The sequence below is a fragment of the Paenibacillus sp. FW101-FHT12H11 genome, assembly GCF_058790355.1.
In genome coordinates, this window is the sequence record NZ_JBYTCO010000005.1 from 30,137 (window position 1) to 46,678 (window position 16,542).

At 45.5% G+C, this 16,542-nt stretch carries 13 protein-coding genes; 12 read left to right on the forward strand and 1 reads right to left on the reverse strand.

What is annotated here, in order from left to right; all coding sequences use genetic code 11:
* Positions 1–44: 44 nt before the first annotated feature.
* The 6 genes from AC3WTJ_RS16790 to AC3WTJ_RS16815 all read left to right on the forward strand — a co-directional run bounded on the left by AC3WTJ_RS16790 (position 45) and on the right by AC3WTJ_RS16815 (position 6,495).
* Complete coding sequence (locus tag AC3WTJ_RS16790) at positions 45–1,730, forward strand: glutamine--tRNA ligase/YqeY domain fusion protein (RefSeq protein ID WP_492522744.1); 1,686 nt, start codon at positions 45–47, stop codon at positions 1,728–1,730.
* Between the two features lie 41 nt (positions 1,731–1,771).
* Positions 1,772–2,611: a helix-turn-helix transcriptional regulator gene (locus AC3WTJ_RS16795; RefSeq protein WP_492522745.1), complete on the forward strand. Its 840-nt coding sequence runs from the start codon at positions 1,772–1,774 to the stop codon at positions 2,609–2,611.
* A 105-nt stretch (positions 2,612–2,716) separates the two neighbouring features.
* Positions 2,717–3,712: a quinone oxidoreductase family protein gene (locus AC3WTJ_RS16800; protein WP_492522746.1), complete on the forward strand. Its 996-nt coding sequence runs from the start codon at positions 2,717–2,719 to the stop codon at positions 3,710–3,712.
* 157 nt (positions 3,713–3,869) lie between these two features.
* Positions 3,870–4,817 (forward strand): 5,10-methylenetetrahydrofolate reductase, encoded by a 948-nt coding sequence (locus AC3WTJ_RS16805; RefSeq protein ID WP_492522747.1) that lies wholly within the window; start codon positions 3,870–3,872, stop codon positions 4,815–4,817.
* 163 nt (positions 4,818–4,980) lie between these two features.
* Positions 4,981–5,892: an SDR family oxidoreductase gene (locus AC3WTJ_RS16810; RefSeq protein WP_492522748.1), complete on the forward strand. Its 912-nt coding sequence runs from the start codon at positions 4,981–4,983 to the stop codon at positions 5,890–5,892.
* Positions 5,893–5,907: 15 nt separating this feature from the next.
* Positions 5,908–6,495, forward strand: coding sequence for a TetR/AcrR family transcriptional regulator (locus AC3WTJ_RS16815; protein ID WP_492522749.1), 588 nt, complete (start codon positions 5,908–5,910; stop codon positions 6,493–6,495).
* Between the two features lie 57 nt (positions 6,496–6,552).
* Here AC3WTJ_RS16815 and AC3WTJ_RS16820 read toward each other — a convergent pair whose 3' ends face one another.
* Complete coding sequence (locus AC3WTJ_RS16820; RefSeq protein WP_157322199.1) at positions 6,553–7,164, reverse strand: TetR/AcrR family transcriptional regulator; 612 nt, start codon at positions 7,162–7,164, stop codon at positions 6,553–6,555.
* Positions 7,165–7,285: 121 nt separating this feature from the next.
* Here AC3WTJ_RS16820 and AC3WTJ_RS16825 point away from each other — a divergent pair, with 121 nt between their 5' ends.
* The 6 genes from AC3WTJ_RS16825 to AC3WTJ_RS16850 all read left to right on the forward strand — a co-directional run bounded on the left by AC3WTJ_RS16825 (position 7,286) and on the right by AC3WTJ_RS16850 (position 16,484).
* Complete coding sequence (locus AC3WTJ_RS16825) at positions 7,286–7,852, forward strand: cysteine hydrolase family protein (protein ID WP_492522750.1); 567 nt, start codon at positions 7,286–7,288, stop codon at positions 7,850–7,852.
* Between the two features lie 50 nt (positions 7,853–7,902).
* Entirely contained in the window at positions 7,903–9,114 is a 1,212-nt protein-coding gene (locus tag AC3WTJ_RS16830) for a multidrug efflux MFS transporter (RefSeq protein ID WP_492522751.1), read from the forward strand.
* A 19-nt stretch (positions 9,115–9,133) separates the two neighbouring features.
* Positions 9,134–9,787, forward strand: a complete 654-nt coding sequence (locus AC3WTJ_RS16835; RefSeq protein WP_492522752.1) for an MBL fold metallo-hydrolase — start codon at positions 9,134–9,136, stop codon at positions 9,785–9,787.
* Between the two features lie 533 nt (positions 9,788–10,320).
* A complete protein-coding gene (locus tag AC3WTJ_RS16840; RefSeq protein ID WP_492522753.1) occupies positions 10,321–10,974 on the forward strand; it encodes a SurA N-terminal domain-containing protein in 654 nt (217 codons plus the stop codon).
* A 6-nt stretch (positions 10,975–10,980) separates the two neighbouring features.
* Positions 10,981–14,955: a beta-L-arabinofuranosidase domain-containing protein gene (locus AC3WTJ_RS16845; RefSeq protein ID WP_492522754.1), complete on the forward strand. Its 3,975-nt coding sequence runs from the start codon at positions 10,981–10,983 to the stop codon at positions 14,953–14,955.
* 26 nt (positions 14,956–14,981) lie between these two features.
* Complete coding sequence (locus AC3WTJ_RS16850; RefSeq protein ID WP_492522755.1) at positions 14,982–16,484, forward strand: cohesin domain-containing protein; 1,503 nt, start codon at positions 14,982–14,984, stop codon at positions 16,482–16,484.
* Positions 16,485–16,542 lie beyond the last annotated feature (58 nt).

A 16,542-nucleotide genomic window follows, 5' to 3' on the forward strand; every position in this document is an offset into this window, starting at 1 on the left:
TTTTTATTTTTAAACCACTTTGCGTTGATTAGGAGGAGACTGTATTGAACAATAAGCAGGAACAGTTGGCGGAAAATTTTATTTTAAAGTTAATTCATGAAGAAATTGATGAAAAAGCATTCGGCAGGGAGATGTGCACAAGATTTCCCCCTGAGCCTAACGGCTATCTTCATATTGGAAGCGCCTATGCGATAAACACGAATTATACAGTAGCCCATAAGTTTAACGGGACATTTTATTTACGCTTTGACGACACGAATCCTCTAAAGGAGGATATCAAGTATGTGAATGCAATCATAGAGGACATCAAGTGGCTTGGTTACGATCCGGGGGAACATATCTACTATGGTTCGGACTATTCGAACCAGATCTACGCCGCCGCTATCACCTTGATAAAACGTGGGAAGGCCTATGTCTGTGATTTAACGCCAGAGGAAGTAACCGCGTATCGAGGCACTTTGACGGAACCAGGCATAGATAGCCCTTACAGGAACCGGACCATAGAGGAAAATCTAGAGCTTTTTGTGAAAATGAAAAATGGGGAATATCCGACTTCATCAAGGGTGCTTCGCGCCAAAATCGATATGCGTTCATCCAATTTGAATTTAAGGGATCCTGTCCTTTATCGTATCATTCATGCGAAACATTATAGAACGGGAGATGACTGGTGCATCTATCCGATGTATGATTTTGCTCATCCTATTCAAGATGCCATTGAAGGTATCACTTATTCTTTGTGTTCTATTGAATTCAAAGATCACAGGCCCTTATATGAGTGGATCTTAAATGAGTTGGAGATCTCTGAGCCTCCGCGGCAAAGGGAGTTCGGTCGGTTGAATTTAACTGGTGTCGTGACGAGTAAACGGTTTTTGAGGCAGCTGGTAGAAGGGGGATATGTGGATGGTTGGGATGATCCCAGACTTCCCACCCTTCGAGGATTGCGCAGAAGAGGCTTTACACCAGAAAGTATTCGCACATTTATTGAGGAAATTGGCAGCATTCGAACTCAGAGCACGGTGGACATTTCCCTATTGGACCATTGTCTGAGACGGGATTTAAAAGAAAAGACCGTCACGGTTATGGCTGTTCTGCAACCCCTGAAGGTGGTCATCACCAACTATCCGGATGATGTCGAAGAAATGTTGTTGATTGAAAATAACAGTGAAAACGAGGCGCTTGGAAAAAGAGAGGTTCCTTTCTCTAAAAACATTTATATCGAACGCGAAGATTTCATGGAAGTACCCTCTAAGGGTTTTCACCGGCTTAGTCTTCATGCTGAAGTAAGGTTGAAGGGAGCCTATTTCATACGCTGCGAAGAAGTTATAAGGGATCATGCTTCGGGAGAAATTACAGAACTTCGTTGTGCCTATGATCCGGAGACCAAAAGCGGTACGGGGTTTACTGGGCGTAAGGTAAAAGGGACGATTCACTGGGTTTCAAGCGAGCACGCTGTTAAGGCTGATATCCATCTCTATGAGAAGCTGCTGCTTGATCAGGAAGTTGGGAAGGACAGCGAAGATTGGACGGAATTGATAAACCCCAACTCGATGGTTACTATTCAGGATGCATGGATGGAACCTTATATTCAAAAAGCACAACCCGAACAAAAATTCCAGTTTCTGCGGCATGGTTATTTTTCGTTAGACCCCAAAAACCGTGGAACCAGTGATCGACTTGTCTTTAACCGTGTCGTATCATTAAAAGATGCTTGGAGCAAAAAGGAGAGATGAACATCCGATCCGAATGCTTCTAACTATCGAGGAGGGATCGCGTGGCTGCTGATCATAACAAGCTGAAGGTTCTGGGAGACTACCTGAAGTCAAGAAGGGAGCGATTGCATCCCGAGCAAGCGGGGATTCAGCATTCATATGGACGCAGGAGAACACCAGGACTTCGGAGGGAAGAGGTCGCTATATTGGCAGGAGTTAGCGTAACCTATTACACATGGTTGGAGCAAGGACGAGAGGTGACGGCTTCCAGGGAAGTTATAGAAAGCATTGGAAGAGCACTGCAATTGTCTTCGGATGAGAGGCTGCATTTGCTGCGTTTGTGGAGTCCAGAAAACACGGCTGCACCTCAGAGACAAGAGCGTATAAAGCCTGAATGGCAAAGCATTATCGACCAAATGGCTTTCCCCGCTTATATCGCGAATGACAGAACAGAAGTCATCGCCTGGAACCAAGCGGCATGCGAGATCATCACCGATTTTTCTTCGATGTCCAATCCAGAACGTGTCCTTATGAGGATTTTTTTCATAGACCCCTATTTTCGCAATCAGATGATGAATTGGGACGAATTTGCGCGGTACTCCGTAGCGGTCTTTCGATCGTATTTTGAACGGAATGATGGTGATGTTTGGTTTAAAGAAACGGCTGATCGCTTGGCAACGGAGAGTTCTGAGTTTGACTCGCTTTGGCGAATGCATGATATCCAGTTGAAAAAGACGAGCCAATTCCATCTAAACCACCCTGGAGCGGGCGAGCTGGCCTTCGAAATCAATTCCTTCGTCAGCATGGATGCCGACTCAGATCTTCATTTCTGCATTTTTACACCGATAACGGGTACGCCAACAGAGAAGAGATTAAAGGATTTTCTTGATAAGGTTTTATAAAATCAAATTATCCTAGTAATCTGGTTACCCTTATAAACATACTGTGGCTACCTCCTTTTGCGTTGACTATACTGAGTTCACAGTCAACCGAAGGAGGTTTTTTATATGAAAGCAATTGTGATCGATCGGCCATGCGAGGCTGCAGACCTTGTCGTGAGGGAACTGCCGGACCTCCAACCGGCACCAGGCATGCTCACTATAGATGTTGCCTATGTAGGAGTTGGATATGTGGATGTCCTGCTGCGCCGAGGGGAATTTGGGTCTATAATCCCAATGCCGGTTGTACCGGGACTCGAGGTATCGGGGTATGTGAAAGCAATAGGAGATGGCGTGAAAGATTTCTATATCGGGCAGCCGGTAGCGGCGATGACACTAATGGATATGGGCGGATATGCATCGGTAGCCCAGGTAAGGCCGGAGTTGACCGTCCCTTTGGATCAATTGGGAGGGGAACTTGATCTGGCATCGGCGGCCGCAGCAATCGTCAACTTGACGACGGCTTACATGACAATCAAGAACGTAGCCAGGATGCGAGCAGGAGAAACCGTGTTAGTTCACGCGGCAGCAGGGGGGCTTGGCAGCTTTTTGGGACAAATGGCCAAAGTTTTCGGAGCAGGCAAGGTCATCGGCACAGTCGGGAGTATCGAAAAAACAAAGTTAGCCGCATCTTTAAGGTACGATGAGCTGTTGCTTCGATCTGATTTCATTGAGCCAATCAATCAGATGCTAGGTCCACGCAAAGTTGATATCGTTCTGGACCCGGTAGGCGGCGATATGCGTATTCTTAGCCAAGAGCTGCTGCGTCCAATGGGACAAATCATCATGCTGGGAAATGCCAGCGGCAAAGACGATGTCCCGCAATCTTCCAACGATATTTGGTTATCGAACAAATCCATAAAAGGGTTCAATATCGGAGCATATAGCCAGTCCGCTCCTGCTGAAGTCGGTAATTCGGCGAAAGAGGCGCTAACTCTGTTGGCAAAAGGCCAGATCAGGGCGGAAATATTCGGTGTCTTCCCTTTGGAGAAAGTTTCCGAAGCTCATGAGCTTTTAGAGGAGAAGAACACAGTAGGTAAACTTTTGCTGAAAGTGGGAGGGTAAAAGGTCGGTAGGGATTTGCGTGCATCTTGTTATAGCTTAAAGCTATAACAGGATATAGGAATAAAAAGTTACCTTTTCGTGGATAGTCAATGCTATCATTACAATTATAATGAAAATGAGGCATGGGGTATCATAGTTCTGGAGGGTAATGTTAAATATGCTAAAAGAGAAAATAGAAAATAAAGAGGCGGGCATTTTGACCTATGGCATGACGCCTCCGAAGATAACAAATACCTCAGATAAGGTAGCTGAGATTGCACGCAAACAGGTTGAAAGAATAAATGACATCGATATAGATGCATTAATTTTGTATGATGTTCAGGAAGAGACGGATCGAGTTGAACAAGAAAGACCATTCCCGTATTTGCCAACGATGGATCCGGCAACCTATAGCGATGAGTATTTAAATCAATTGCGAGTCCCCAAAATCATCTATCGTTGTGTTGGAAGGTATAGTGAAGAGCAATTCGTAAATTGGGTAAAAGCCGATAGGGAACAGGATCGATACTCCGTTTATGTAGGTGCTTCTTCCAGTAAACAAGAGATTAATTTAGAACTATCTGATGCTTATGATCTAAGCAAGAGATTAAATAACAATTTAACTTTTGGGGGGGTTGTTATCCCTGAAAGACACATGAAAAAAAATGATGAGCACTTACGAGTGAATCATAAGACGCAAAATGGCTGTTCCTTTTTCGTCTCGCAAGCCACTTATAATGTTGAGGCCTCGAAAAATTTCTTATCCGATTACTTCTATTACTATACAAATAATGGGTTGGAAATGGTGCCCATTTTGTTCAATCTTGCGCCGTGCGGTTCTGAAAAAACGTTAGAATTCATGAAATGGTTAGGAATCAGTATTCCGACATGGCTAGAAAATGACTTAAAATATTCGCAAGATGTGCTCGATAAATCATTAAAATTGTCTCTGGGCATTTTTGAAGAGATTTTGGATTTTGCACTGGAAAAAGGGATTCCGATTGGATGTAGTGTGGAAAGTGTCTCCACAAGGAAAGTTGAGATAGAGGCTTCTGTTCAACTTGTTAGAGACATTAGGGCTATGTTGGATAAAAAATTGAATAGAAACGTGCTTACTTCAATCTAGTAGGTAGTGTGAGAGTAGCGCAATAGGGAGCAGTTCTGCAGCAGCAGGATTGCTCTTTTTATTTAGAATCATACTAGTCGCCGATTGACATTTCCTGATTATGGGAATATGATAAATAAAAAATGAATGAACCATTCATTCATCTAAAAGGAGTCAGATCGTGATGGAGCCATTGAAAACTAAGCCGTGGAGTGTGTCAGGGAAGTATGTGCTTATTACAGGAGCAACAAGCGGTATCGGGCTTGCGGCAGCCAAGGAACTTGCGGTTCGAGGAGCAGATTTGGGAATCGTGGCGCGGAGTCAGGTTAGGGCGGATGAAACTGTCGAACAGATCCGGATGTTGACTGGAGGCAAAACGAAAGTAGACGTTTTTCTGGCAGACCTGACTGATCAGAGGTCTATTCGCAGCGTTGCTTCCGAAATTTTGACGCAATGTCCCCGCATTGACGTGCTGATTAACAATGCGGGTGCTATGTTCGTGAAGCGGATCCTTACTCGAGACGGTATGGAGCAAACTTGGGCGGTCAACCATCTCGCACCCTTCCTGCTAACGACGTTACTCCTTGATCGGCTCAAGATGAGCGGTCAAGCGCGAATCATTACCACGTCTTCCCATGGGCATAAGATGGCGAAAACAGGCATTGTTTTTGATGATTTAACCGCTGAGAAGCGCTATAGTTTCCCCCAAGTTCTAATGGGAGGGGCTAATTTTCGGTACGGAGAAACGAAGTTAGCGAATATTTTGTTCACGACAGAGTTAGCCCGTCTCCTTGAAGGAACTGGCGTTGTCGCGAACTGCTTTGATCCGGGGCTTGTCGCTACCAATTTTAATCAGGATAATGGCTTGCTGGCCCGAATGACGATGGCGGTCATGAAACGATTCTCCCGGCCAGTGGAAAAAGGAGCAGAGACGCTCGTCTGGCTTGCGGATTCGAGTGAAATTAGTAGAGAGAGCGGAAAGTACTATGTCGATATGAAGGAAGCGACTCCTACGGTTGCTGCCCAAAGTGAGGAAATTGCGCGTAAACTATGGGAAGTCAGCGAGCGTCAAACTCAGCAATTGAAATTAGGATAAAGGAGAGTCACCAGGATGTCGGAAACGAATCAGACAACGGATCGCAAGAACGATGAAAGAAGAGAGCAAATTAAAAAGGCTGCACTCAAAGTGTTCGCAAGCAGAGGAATTGCCGGCACGAAGATCAGCATGATTGCTGAGGAAGCCCGAATCAGCCAAGGTCTTACTTACCGTTATTTTCAGTCGAAAGAAGAACTATTCACACTCCTAGTTCAGGAAGCTGTAGAAGAGGCGCAAACATCAATACGTAATGTCCCATTGCTTCCCGGAACTCCACTAGAACAGTTCAAAGCGTTGACATGGAACATGCTAGACGACACCAACAAGCACTACTTCTTACTTATTCAGCAAGCTCAAACTGCCGAAGGCGTGCCGGAGCAAGCTAAGTTAGCAATCTCGCGGTATCATCCCCAGGATACGATGGATTTGTTAGTTCCTATTTTTGAAAAAGGGCAGGAACTCGGTGAATTCGGAGAAGGAGATCCACGACAAATGCTCTTCCTTTATTTTTCCGTTGTCACCGGGTTAATGATACAAGAGACTCATGCGGGTAAAGGGTATTGGCAACAAGAAGTGGACCGGTTGATCAAGCTCTTGACCTGATTGTTAGAGAAACCCTCGCCAAATACTGGTGAGGGTTTTTCGTTTGCTTGGTCCAGCTCATGGAAGCAAATGGAACGTTAATCGGATCTGTTCCAAGAACGACTCCGATGAGTAGCCGCGCTCTTCTTTTTGAAACGAGTAAGAATCGCTGCTTAAGGCCATGAGAAGCATATCCGCCTTGAAAATATGGTTAGGCTGGGGCTGCTCCCCGCTGGATAATGCAATTTCGTCGAAAAGCTCGACCAATAATTGCTGCAGCTCGAGATACAGAGGACTCTGCGTTCGAGCCCGAGTTCGATTCGTTGAAGCGGAGTCCTCAACGCCTTTAAGTAATTGCGATTTTTTCTCCCTGAAAGCCATAAACAGCTCGAGAAGACCATTTAATCTTTGGCTTGGCGGAGCGGAGCGGTTTTCCTGCATGTACGCTTCAATATTTTCGAAGAGGAGAACGATGTTCTCTTTCATTAAATCCAGACACAGCTCACCCTTGTTGCGATAGCGGCGATAAAGCGTACCTGGACCGATCTGTGCTTCTGCGGCAATTTGGTTCATACTAACTTGTTCAACGCCATTCTGATCGAATAAGCGATAAGCCGCATCCAAGATGCGCTGGCGATTCTCCGCGGCGTCGCGGCGTTCCGTACGAGGGGGTGTCTCTGAATCAAACATGATCATCATCACTTCCTATTGTGATTGTATTCGTCATATTGACAAGTGGAGAGGTCTCCGTTTATCATAAATGGAGAGGTCTCCGCTTAATAGTATCATAAGGAATAGGAGTGTTCAATACATGCCGAATAACGACAAAAGCTCTTTGTTGATCATGGATTTACAGAATGGTATCGCCTCTCGTTTCGCAGAACAGGATCTGATCCCGTTTCAAAAAGCGATCGAAGCTGCACGCAAAAACGACATCCCGGTTATCTATGTGCGAATTGCGTTTCGCGAAGGTTACCCGGAGCTTAACCCGCGCAACAGTATGGCGGCTAGAATTTCGCAATACGGCGGCATGAGCACCGTAGATGTTGCGACGCAGATCCATGAATCTGTAAAGCCCGAGCCGGGTGAGCCCATCGTTACGAAGCTGCGCGTCAGCGCATTCTCCGGCAGCGATTTGGAGATCATCCTTCGATCCCTTCAAATCGACACCTTGATTCTTACTGGAATTGCAACCAGTGGTGTCGTTCTGTCGACATTGCGGGAAGCGGCGGATCGAGATTATAAGCTGAAGGTACTTGCAGATGCTTGCCTGGATGCTGATCCCGAGGTTCATCGGGTTCTCATGGAGAAGGTTTTCCCTCGTCAAGCAGAGGTTCTGACAACAGAGGCTTGGATCCATTCTTTAGGAGCACACTAACACTAAGGAACAAACACTGCAGCAAGAAGATGGAAAGAAGGCTTGTTACGATGCCAATTTGGAAAAGAAATTTAATCGTTTGCTGGTTTGGCATGTTTGTAACCGGCGTGGGTATGAGTCAGATCGCGCCAGTTTTGCCGCTTTTTATCCAACATCTAGGTGTGTGTCAATCGAGTTTAATCGCCCAATATTCGGGCATTGCCTTTGGGATTACCTTTATTGTATCTGCTATTTTTTCTCCTATTTGGGGGGCAGCGGCGGACAGATTTGGTCGGAAACCCATGTTATTGCGGGCAAGTCTAGGGATGGCTCTCGTGATTGGCAGCATGGGTTTTGCCCCCAATGTGTATGTGTTGATCGGGCTGCGATTATTGCAGGGCATCATAACAGGGTATGGGACGGCTTGCACCACGTTAATTGCTACGCAAACAGAGAAGGACCATGCAGGTTACGCATTAGCTACCTTGTCAACGGCAAGCATCGCAGGTTCATTGCTAGGACCGCTTATTGGCGGATTTCTGGTAGAGAATTTCGGGATGCAAAATGTCTTTTTTATCACAGGCGGGTTGATGCTGCTGGCTTTCATTACGACGGCCATGTTCGTGAAGGAAACATTCACGCGCGAAGACCGACATGTGCAAAGCGCCAAGGAAATTTGGACGCTTATTCCTGAGAAGAGCTTGACGATCACGATGTTCGTCACCTTTTTTATTTTAACCGTGGCGCTTTATTCCGTTGAACCCATTCTCACCGTCTATATTACCCAGCTGACCGACCATCTTAACCATGTAGCTTTAATTGCAGGGCTTACATTTTCAGCATCGGGTTTGGCTAATATCTTTGCGGCTCCAAGACTGGGAAAGCTGTCGGATCGCATAGGGGCGCACAAAGTGATGTTGATTTCGCTTCTTGCGGCAGGCATCATATTCATTCCTCAAGCTTTCGTAACCAATCCTTGGGAGCTGATGATTCTTCGCTTTTTGTTAGGGCTCACGGCTGCTGGTTTGACCCCTACGGTCAATATATTGATCAAGAAAATCACACCGTCAGCCATAACCGGAAGAGTTTTCGGTTTTACGATGTCGGCCGGTTATTTAGGCGTTTTTGCAGGTGCTATTTTAGGCGGACAGGTAGCGGCTTGGTTCGGCAGCAGATATGTATTTCTCGTCACGGGTGCGCTGCTGCTGATCAATGCGGGTTGGGTTTATTTTAACGTGTATAAAAAAATCCAGTCCAAAAGGACGCTGACTATCATTCAGTAAACAAAAGAGGGGCGCGCTTATGAAACTAAAATGGTATGGTCATTCTTCATTCTTACTAACGTCGGAAGCGGGAACGAGAATTCTCATTGATCCGTACTATAAATTTCTTGGCTATCGCATGCCGGTTCCGATTGAATCCGATATCGTCGTCGTTACACACAATCATGCTGATCACAATAAGGTGCAAGCCGCATCTGGCGATTACTTGCTCGTGAATGAGCCGGAATCATATGACCGTGGCGATGTAAGTATCGACGGGTTCAAGACGTTCCACGACAAGGTGAATGGTAAGAAACGCGGGCCCAATATTATTTTTCGATTCAAAATAGATGGGCTAACGGTTTGTCATTGCGGTGATCTGGGACATCTACTTACCGAGGAACAGGTACGGGAAATCGGCAAAGTGGACATTCTCATCGTCCCTGTAGGAGGAAAAATGACGCTTGATGGCGCCGAGGCTGTTCACGTCATGCACCAATTGCAGGCAACTGTTGCAATCCCGATGCATTATCGGACAAAGGCATTAGGCATTCTCGGAAGAATTGTTTTTGCAAAGGTGGATAAGTTCATTGAGGCTGCGGGAACGCGCAGGACAGAAGTGAAGACATTGCAGGTATCAAAGGAAAACCTTGCTCAATTCGCTGGCATCGTAACGATGCAGTATGAAGAGTAGCCACATAAAAACAAACTGAAAAAGTAAAAGTTTATAATTACCAGGAACGAATGATTTTCCCTATAGCGTATTAACGTAAAAGTCGCACCGTTGCGGCTTTTTTTGTTCTAAAAAAAATCAATTTTCGAAATAAAATATTCCATTGAGTTTTAAACTCATTTTTCCTAGAATTGGTTAAAACAGACGCCATACGTTGCGAAAAAGCAGAAGGGAGCGTGGTTATTCCAATGCTTGCACGATTGCTTGTAGACGATTAACGGGGACAAGTAAGGTGGACATTTTTTAGTTGAGTGGACTATTTAAAGGTAAGACAAGAAAAGTCCACAAAACCAAAAACTTTTGAATGTTTTAATGTAAGCGCATTCTATATACTACGGGTAGCAAGAGATGGGAGGTTTGCTATGTAAAAATTCAGCTAAGCCCAAATCTTATCGATCACAATAATGAAGGTAATTTTTAAGATATTTTCTAGAATAAGGTTAAATGATTACTACAGGAGAGGAGGTTCTGCTCTCGAGAAGGGGGAAATTACTTTGGCTGCGACCAGGAAAGAAAATCAACATGTGGCCCTGTGGAAAGGTTTATCGATCGTATCGTTTGTTCTGTTTATTACGACGTTATTGATTGTCTTTCTCTATAAAGGGCGCGACATACCTGTTGCCACTGTAGATGGTGTAAAAATTAGCCAGGACCAGCTATATAAAGCGCTTGTCGATTACGAAGGTCCGAAAATACTGGAGAAACTCATTCTAGAGGATTTAATCATGAAGGAGTCCAAAGCGGCGGGGGTGGTTGTGACCGAAAGCGAGTTTCAAGCTTCCTTCGATAAAGTCAGAACTTCTTATGCTACACAAGAAGAATTTCTGGAAAATCTGAAGAAGGACGGTTATACGGAGCAATCGATGCGTACGGAGCTGAGAACTCAGTTGTATATTCGTAAGATTCTTGAGCCTCGCGTAACGGTCGATGACAATGAAGTGAAAGCGCATTATGCAGAGCACATGTCGCATGATCCGGCGTCCAATACCAAAAGCGAGGCGCAAGTTATTGCTGAAATTCGAGATGAATTGGTGAATAAAGAAATTCTTGATCTCATGGAGCCCTGGTTTGAAGAACTCCGGTCCAAAGCGAATATTGCGATTTCGTTACCGGGGATCCAAATGATTTCCCCAAAAGGAGGAAGCTAAACAACAATGATAACCTACTCATTGAAGCGAACGGTTTCTATTGTTAATATTCTTGTTATTTTTGCTGTGAATTTGCTGCTGGGTTTTACGGATATTACGCCTACTGCCCATGCTGCTGGAACTACGGATGGATTAATTGCGTGGTATAAGTTTGATGATGTGAGCGGAAATGTGATTAAAGATGCTTCAGGTAAAGGCAACAATGCAACAGCAGCAGGAGAAACGTACAGCTTTACGGATTGGGATCAGGGGAAAGCGATTAGCTTGAGCGGTGGAACGAGTGCAGCGGGTGCTAATGTCAAGCTGCCAAACGGGATATTAAATGGCGTTACCAATTTTACAATATCGACTTGGGTAAATATGCGTGCGACAACGAGTTACATGCGTATTTTCGATTTCGGTTCCGGCAACACGACCAGCTACATGTATTTGACGCCTACCGGGAATAATGACGGAGCCAAAGGCCTGGCTTTCGGTATTACGACGAGCGGCTGGTCCAATGAAGAGAAGGCGCAAAAAGGCACAGCATTAACGACAAATGTTTGGAAACATGTGACCGTTGTTTTAAATGGTCATACGGTTACTCTTTATGAAAATGGGTTGAAAGTCGGGGAAAACACCTCGTTGACTTTGAATCCATCAAGTCTGGGCGCAACGACGGCGAACTATATCGGGAAAGGTCAGTTTGCTGATCCTACAATCAATGCTTTGTTCTCCGATTTTCGTATTTATAATAGAGCGCTGGATGCTTCCGAGGTTGCCGGGTTAATCAATAAGCCGGACAGCGAACTCGTGGCAGCTGATATGGCCGCACTACTTGCAGGTGTGAACCTTAGAACAGTAGACACAGACCTTTCATTAATAACCAAGGGGCCGTACGGTTCCGATATTACATGGCAATCCAGCAATACGAATGTGATTGCGACAAATGGCAAAGTCACTCGTCCTGCTCCAGGCCAGTCTGACGCAGCCGTTACGTTAACGGCGACCGTGACAAAAGGAGCAGCGCATGATTCTAAAGTTTTCGAAGCTGTTGTTCTCGCTCAATTATCGGACCAACAGAAACTGCAACTAGATAAGGATGCTATTAGTCTGGGAAGTATTAGCGCAGTGACCAAGAATTTGGATTTGCCTACGGAAGGACGCAACGGTTCCGTGATCACTTGGCAATCCAGCAATACCAGCGTGATCGGTCATGATGGAACGGTCACTCGACCGGCGGCTCGGTCTGGCAATGCTGTCGTGAATTTGACAGCCACGATCAAAAACGGAAACGCTAGTGATACGAAAACCTTCGCGGTGACGGTGTTGGAAGAGCCCTTCGTATTGACATTAAGCAGCATTGATGACGTAAATGTTGATACGGTAATTGGAACGGCGCCGGTCCTGCCGAGTAGTGTCATTGCGGTCTACAATGACGAAGAAACGTCCAGGCAGCTCAGCGTAAAATGGGATGATGTGAACCCGTCGAATTATGCGTCTGAAGGTTCTTTCATTGTGCAAGGAACGGTTGAAGGAACGAGCATCAAAGCTGCTGCCCACATTAAAGTGAGAACACTGAGCTTTCATTCAGAGTTTAATATGAGCAGCTTGCAGGGCAATCAAACGCTTACGGCGACTGTAACCGGAACGAATAAGGGCAGTGCAGCTGTTTCTTCATTGGTAACACTAGCGCTTTATGATGCTGCCGGTAAAATGGTCGACAAATCACAATTGAGCAAAAGTGTGACGCAAGGAGCTCCTGTTACCCTATCCGCAAACCTTACTTTACCTGCTGATGTAACAGGTTATACAGCTAAAGTACTTGTTTGGGATGGCACGGATTTGCAGACTTCGCATTTGCAGCCCCTGAGCGGCGTAGCGGAATTGACAAGCACACCTGGAATTCCTGGTGGCATTACCGCCACACCGTCGACGAGCATTCCTCAAATTGAGATTGCTTGGCAGACTTCAACCGAGGCAGCAAGCTATGATCTGGAAGTGGACGGCACAACCATTAGTAATATCACAAGTCCATTTATCCATCAGGGATTGTTGTATGGTTCCAAGCATACCTATGCTGTGCGAGCTAAGAACACGTCAGGCGTCAGTGCATGGAGTAAATCCATCAGCGCAGACGTGACATCAACGCCAGGCGAGGCCAACCTTGTTGTACAGCCGTTTGGCTTAAGTGATGTGACTTTGCAAGACAGTATCTTTACTAAACTAAGAGACAGTGAATATTTGTATTTGGATGGTTACAATTTGGATAAATTGCTGTTTGCCTTCCGGGCAGCTGCGGGGCTTGATACCAAAGGAGCCACAGCGATGGGCGGATGGGATTCCGCAGCGGGGAAATTAAGAGGCCATTCGACAGGACACTTCTTGTCGGCTTTTGCTCAGGCTTATGCCAGCAGCGGCGAGGCGAAATGGAAAACGAAGATTGACTACATGATCGACGAATTAGCGAAAGTTCAGGATGCATTGGCAACACAACCTAATGGCATGGAGAAATCGAATCTCGGGAAAAATAATCCTGCGCTCGTGGGGAATAACTCTCCAGGTTTTCTTAGTGCCTATGGGGAATGGCAATTCATTTTATTAGAGAATGGTGCTGTGTACAACGGTACAGAGACTGATTTTAATACTATCTGGGCTCCTTACTATACTCTACATAAAATCATGGCGGGCTTACTGGACAGCTATAAAGCGACTGGAAATGCAAAAGCTTTGAGCATTCTTGTGAAAATGTCGGATTGGGTGGATGGCCGTTTGAGCAAATTGCCGCAATCCACATTAAACAGTATGTGGGGCAGATACATTGCCGGCGAGTTTGGCGGTATGAACGAAACGTTAGCGGAGATTAGTGCAATTACAGGTAATAGCAAATATTTAGCAACAGCCAAACTATTTGATAATTCGAAGTTATTTACGCCAACAGCGAATAATCAAGACACCTTAAACGGTATTCACGCCAACCAGCATATTCCACAAATTATTGGAGCTTTGAAAGTATATGATCAAACGAATGACGCTTCCTATTATAAAGTAGCTCAAAATTTCTGGGGCATGGTGACGAATCATCGCCAATTCAGTAACGGCGGCAGTGGCGTAGGCGAGTTGTTCAAGGAATCGGACAAAATTGCCTCCTATATTCTGGAGGGTGGAACCAGCAAAAACAGTCAGGCCGAAGATTGCGCAACGTATAACATGCTGAAACTAACCAGAGAGTTATTCTTCCACAATCCGGATGCCAAATATATGGACTATTATGAGAGAGGTCTGTATAACGGTATACTTGCTTCCAAAGATCAAAGCGCTTCCAACAGTGGTGTTGTTTACTTCATGCCATTAGGTCCTGGCAGCACGAAGGGATACGGCCGTACCAGCTTTACCTGCTGTGCAGGAACGGGTCTGGAAAGCCAAACAAAATACCAAGACTCCATTTATTTCCGCTCCAGCGATAAGAAATCTTTATACGTCAACTTGTATATGCCTTCCACTTTGAATTGGGCTGAAAAAGGAATATCCGTTGTGCAAACAACGAACTTCCCGAGTGAAGAAGGCAGCACGCTTACCGTAAAAGGCAGCGGTCAGCTGGATATTAAGCTTCGCGTTCCTTACTGGGCTGTTAAGGGCTTTACAGTCAAGGTAAATGGAGTTGAGCAAAATGTGACGGCAACACCAAGCACGTATGTCACGCTCAGCAAAGTATGGGCAAACAACGACAAAATTGAGATTTCCATGCCGTATAGCTTACGTGTGGAAAAAACGCCGGACGATCCTGCGATGGGCAGCATATTCTATGGTCCGCTTCTCATGGTTGGCAAAAGCAGCAGCACGAAATTTATCAACTTGAGTTTGAACGAATCCGATCTTTCCCAATCTATAACGCCAGTCGCAGGCACACCACTGAATTTTACAACGAACGGAGTTACGTTAGTGCCAATGTACACCGCTTATAATTTTGCCTATCATGCTTATTTCAAACTTAATCAGTAATGAGTTATCGAGAAGGAGGGGAACGTGTGTCTAAAAGAATCATTTCTGTTGTCGCAACTTTGGCTATGCTCATCTGTATGCTGGCAATTGTTCCTGCGCCCAAAGCAGCAGCAGCTGGAACAACAGCTGAGATCAATCACGTAGAAACTGCGATAGATCAAACAACACAAAAGGTCACTTTTCATGGAGAAATCAGTCTTGGCATGGGCAAGGATGTCACGATGATGGTCAACAATCCTCAGGGACAACTCGAGTATTTGAACCAAACCAACAGTGGAGAGGGTGGACATTTCTCTTTTTCGTACTCGCCAAACGGTTGGTTAGGGGGAACGTATACGTTCAAAATCGGCGGCGAAGGCGTAGCGGTTCCATATGCCGGAAGCTTCCAACTTGCAAGTACGGGATCACCGTCGGCAACATTGACAGGACCTTCTTCTGTCCTAGGCGGTCAGCCTGTCGACTTAAAGCTGGGAGTAAGCAATCAATCCTCTACTTTCTCTATTTTGAATGTCGTATTGAATTATGATCCCAATCTATTGCATTTTGATACGGTGACGGATAATGGGCTTGTCTCCTTGGCGGAGACGTCAATCGGCTCGTTGAAAGAAAACTTCAAGGTACTAGTCACTGGAGTTAAGCCGGAAAAAGGTCAAGTTTTAATCCTGATGTCCAGTATTGGTTCAGGGAACGAGGTAGCTGGCGGTGATTTGCTTAGCTTGCATGCGAAGGCTAATCAAGTAGCCACATCCGTCACTACGAATGTTTATGTCTCTGATGCCGCCGTATCTTCAAACGGTGTTAAAGTAGAGCTGGATGGAGCTTCCTTGTCGCTTCAAATCCATACTTTGGATAAAGAAGCGTTGAGCACCCTGATTGCATCGGCTCAAAGCCAACATGATGCGGCTGTTGAGGGTACTCACATCGGTCAATATCCAAGCGGTTCCAAACAAACGTTGCAGCTTGCTATCAACGATGCGAAAGTTGTTCGTGACAATGCAGCAGCAACAGAAGCGGAAGTGCAATCAGCTCTTAGCAGCTTAGACGCTGCATTAAGAACATTTATTAACTCGGTAATCACTACAACCGATCCTGAACCAGGTCACGCAGACAAAGAAGCCCTTGGCGCATTGCTGGTCAGCGCTCAGAGCAAGCTGGATGCTGTTGTCGTTGGTACGAAGGTTGGCCAATATGCAAGCGAATCCAAAGCCACGTTACAGGCAGCGGTTACACGTGCAAAAGCTGTATTCGATAACGCTTCCGCAACCCAAGCGCAAGTGGATGCTGCGAAAGATGAATTGGCTTCAGCGCTGCAGGTGTTCTCGAACAGCATCATTACGTTGGTGCCTGGCGCAACGAAAATTACGATTAATGACTTGTCTCTGATCGCTAAGTACTACGGAACTACTTCTAATGACGCGAACTGGAGTCTGATTGAAAAAGCAGATATTAATAATTCCAATTCGATTGACATTCAAGATCTGGCAGCAGTTGCTAGAATGATTATTGATGAGTGGCTTACGGAAGAATAAGCAATAATAAGAGACTGCCCCAGCGGTAATGTAGGCTGGGGCAGTTCTTCTTTGTACG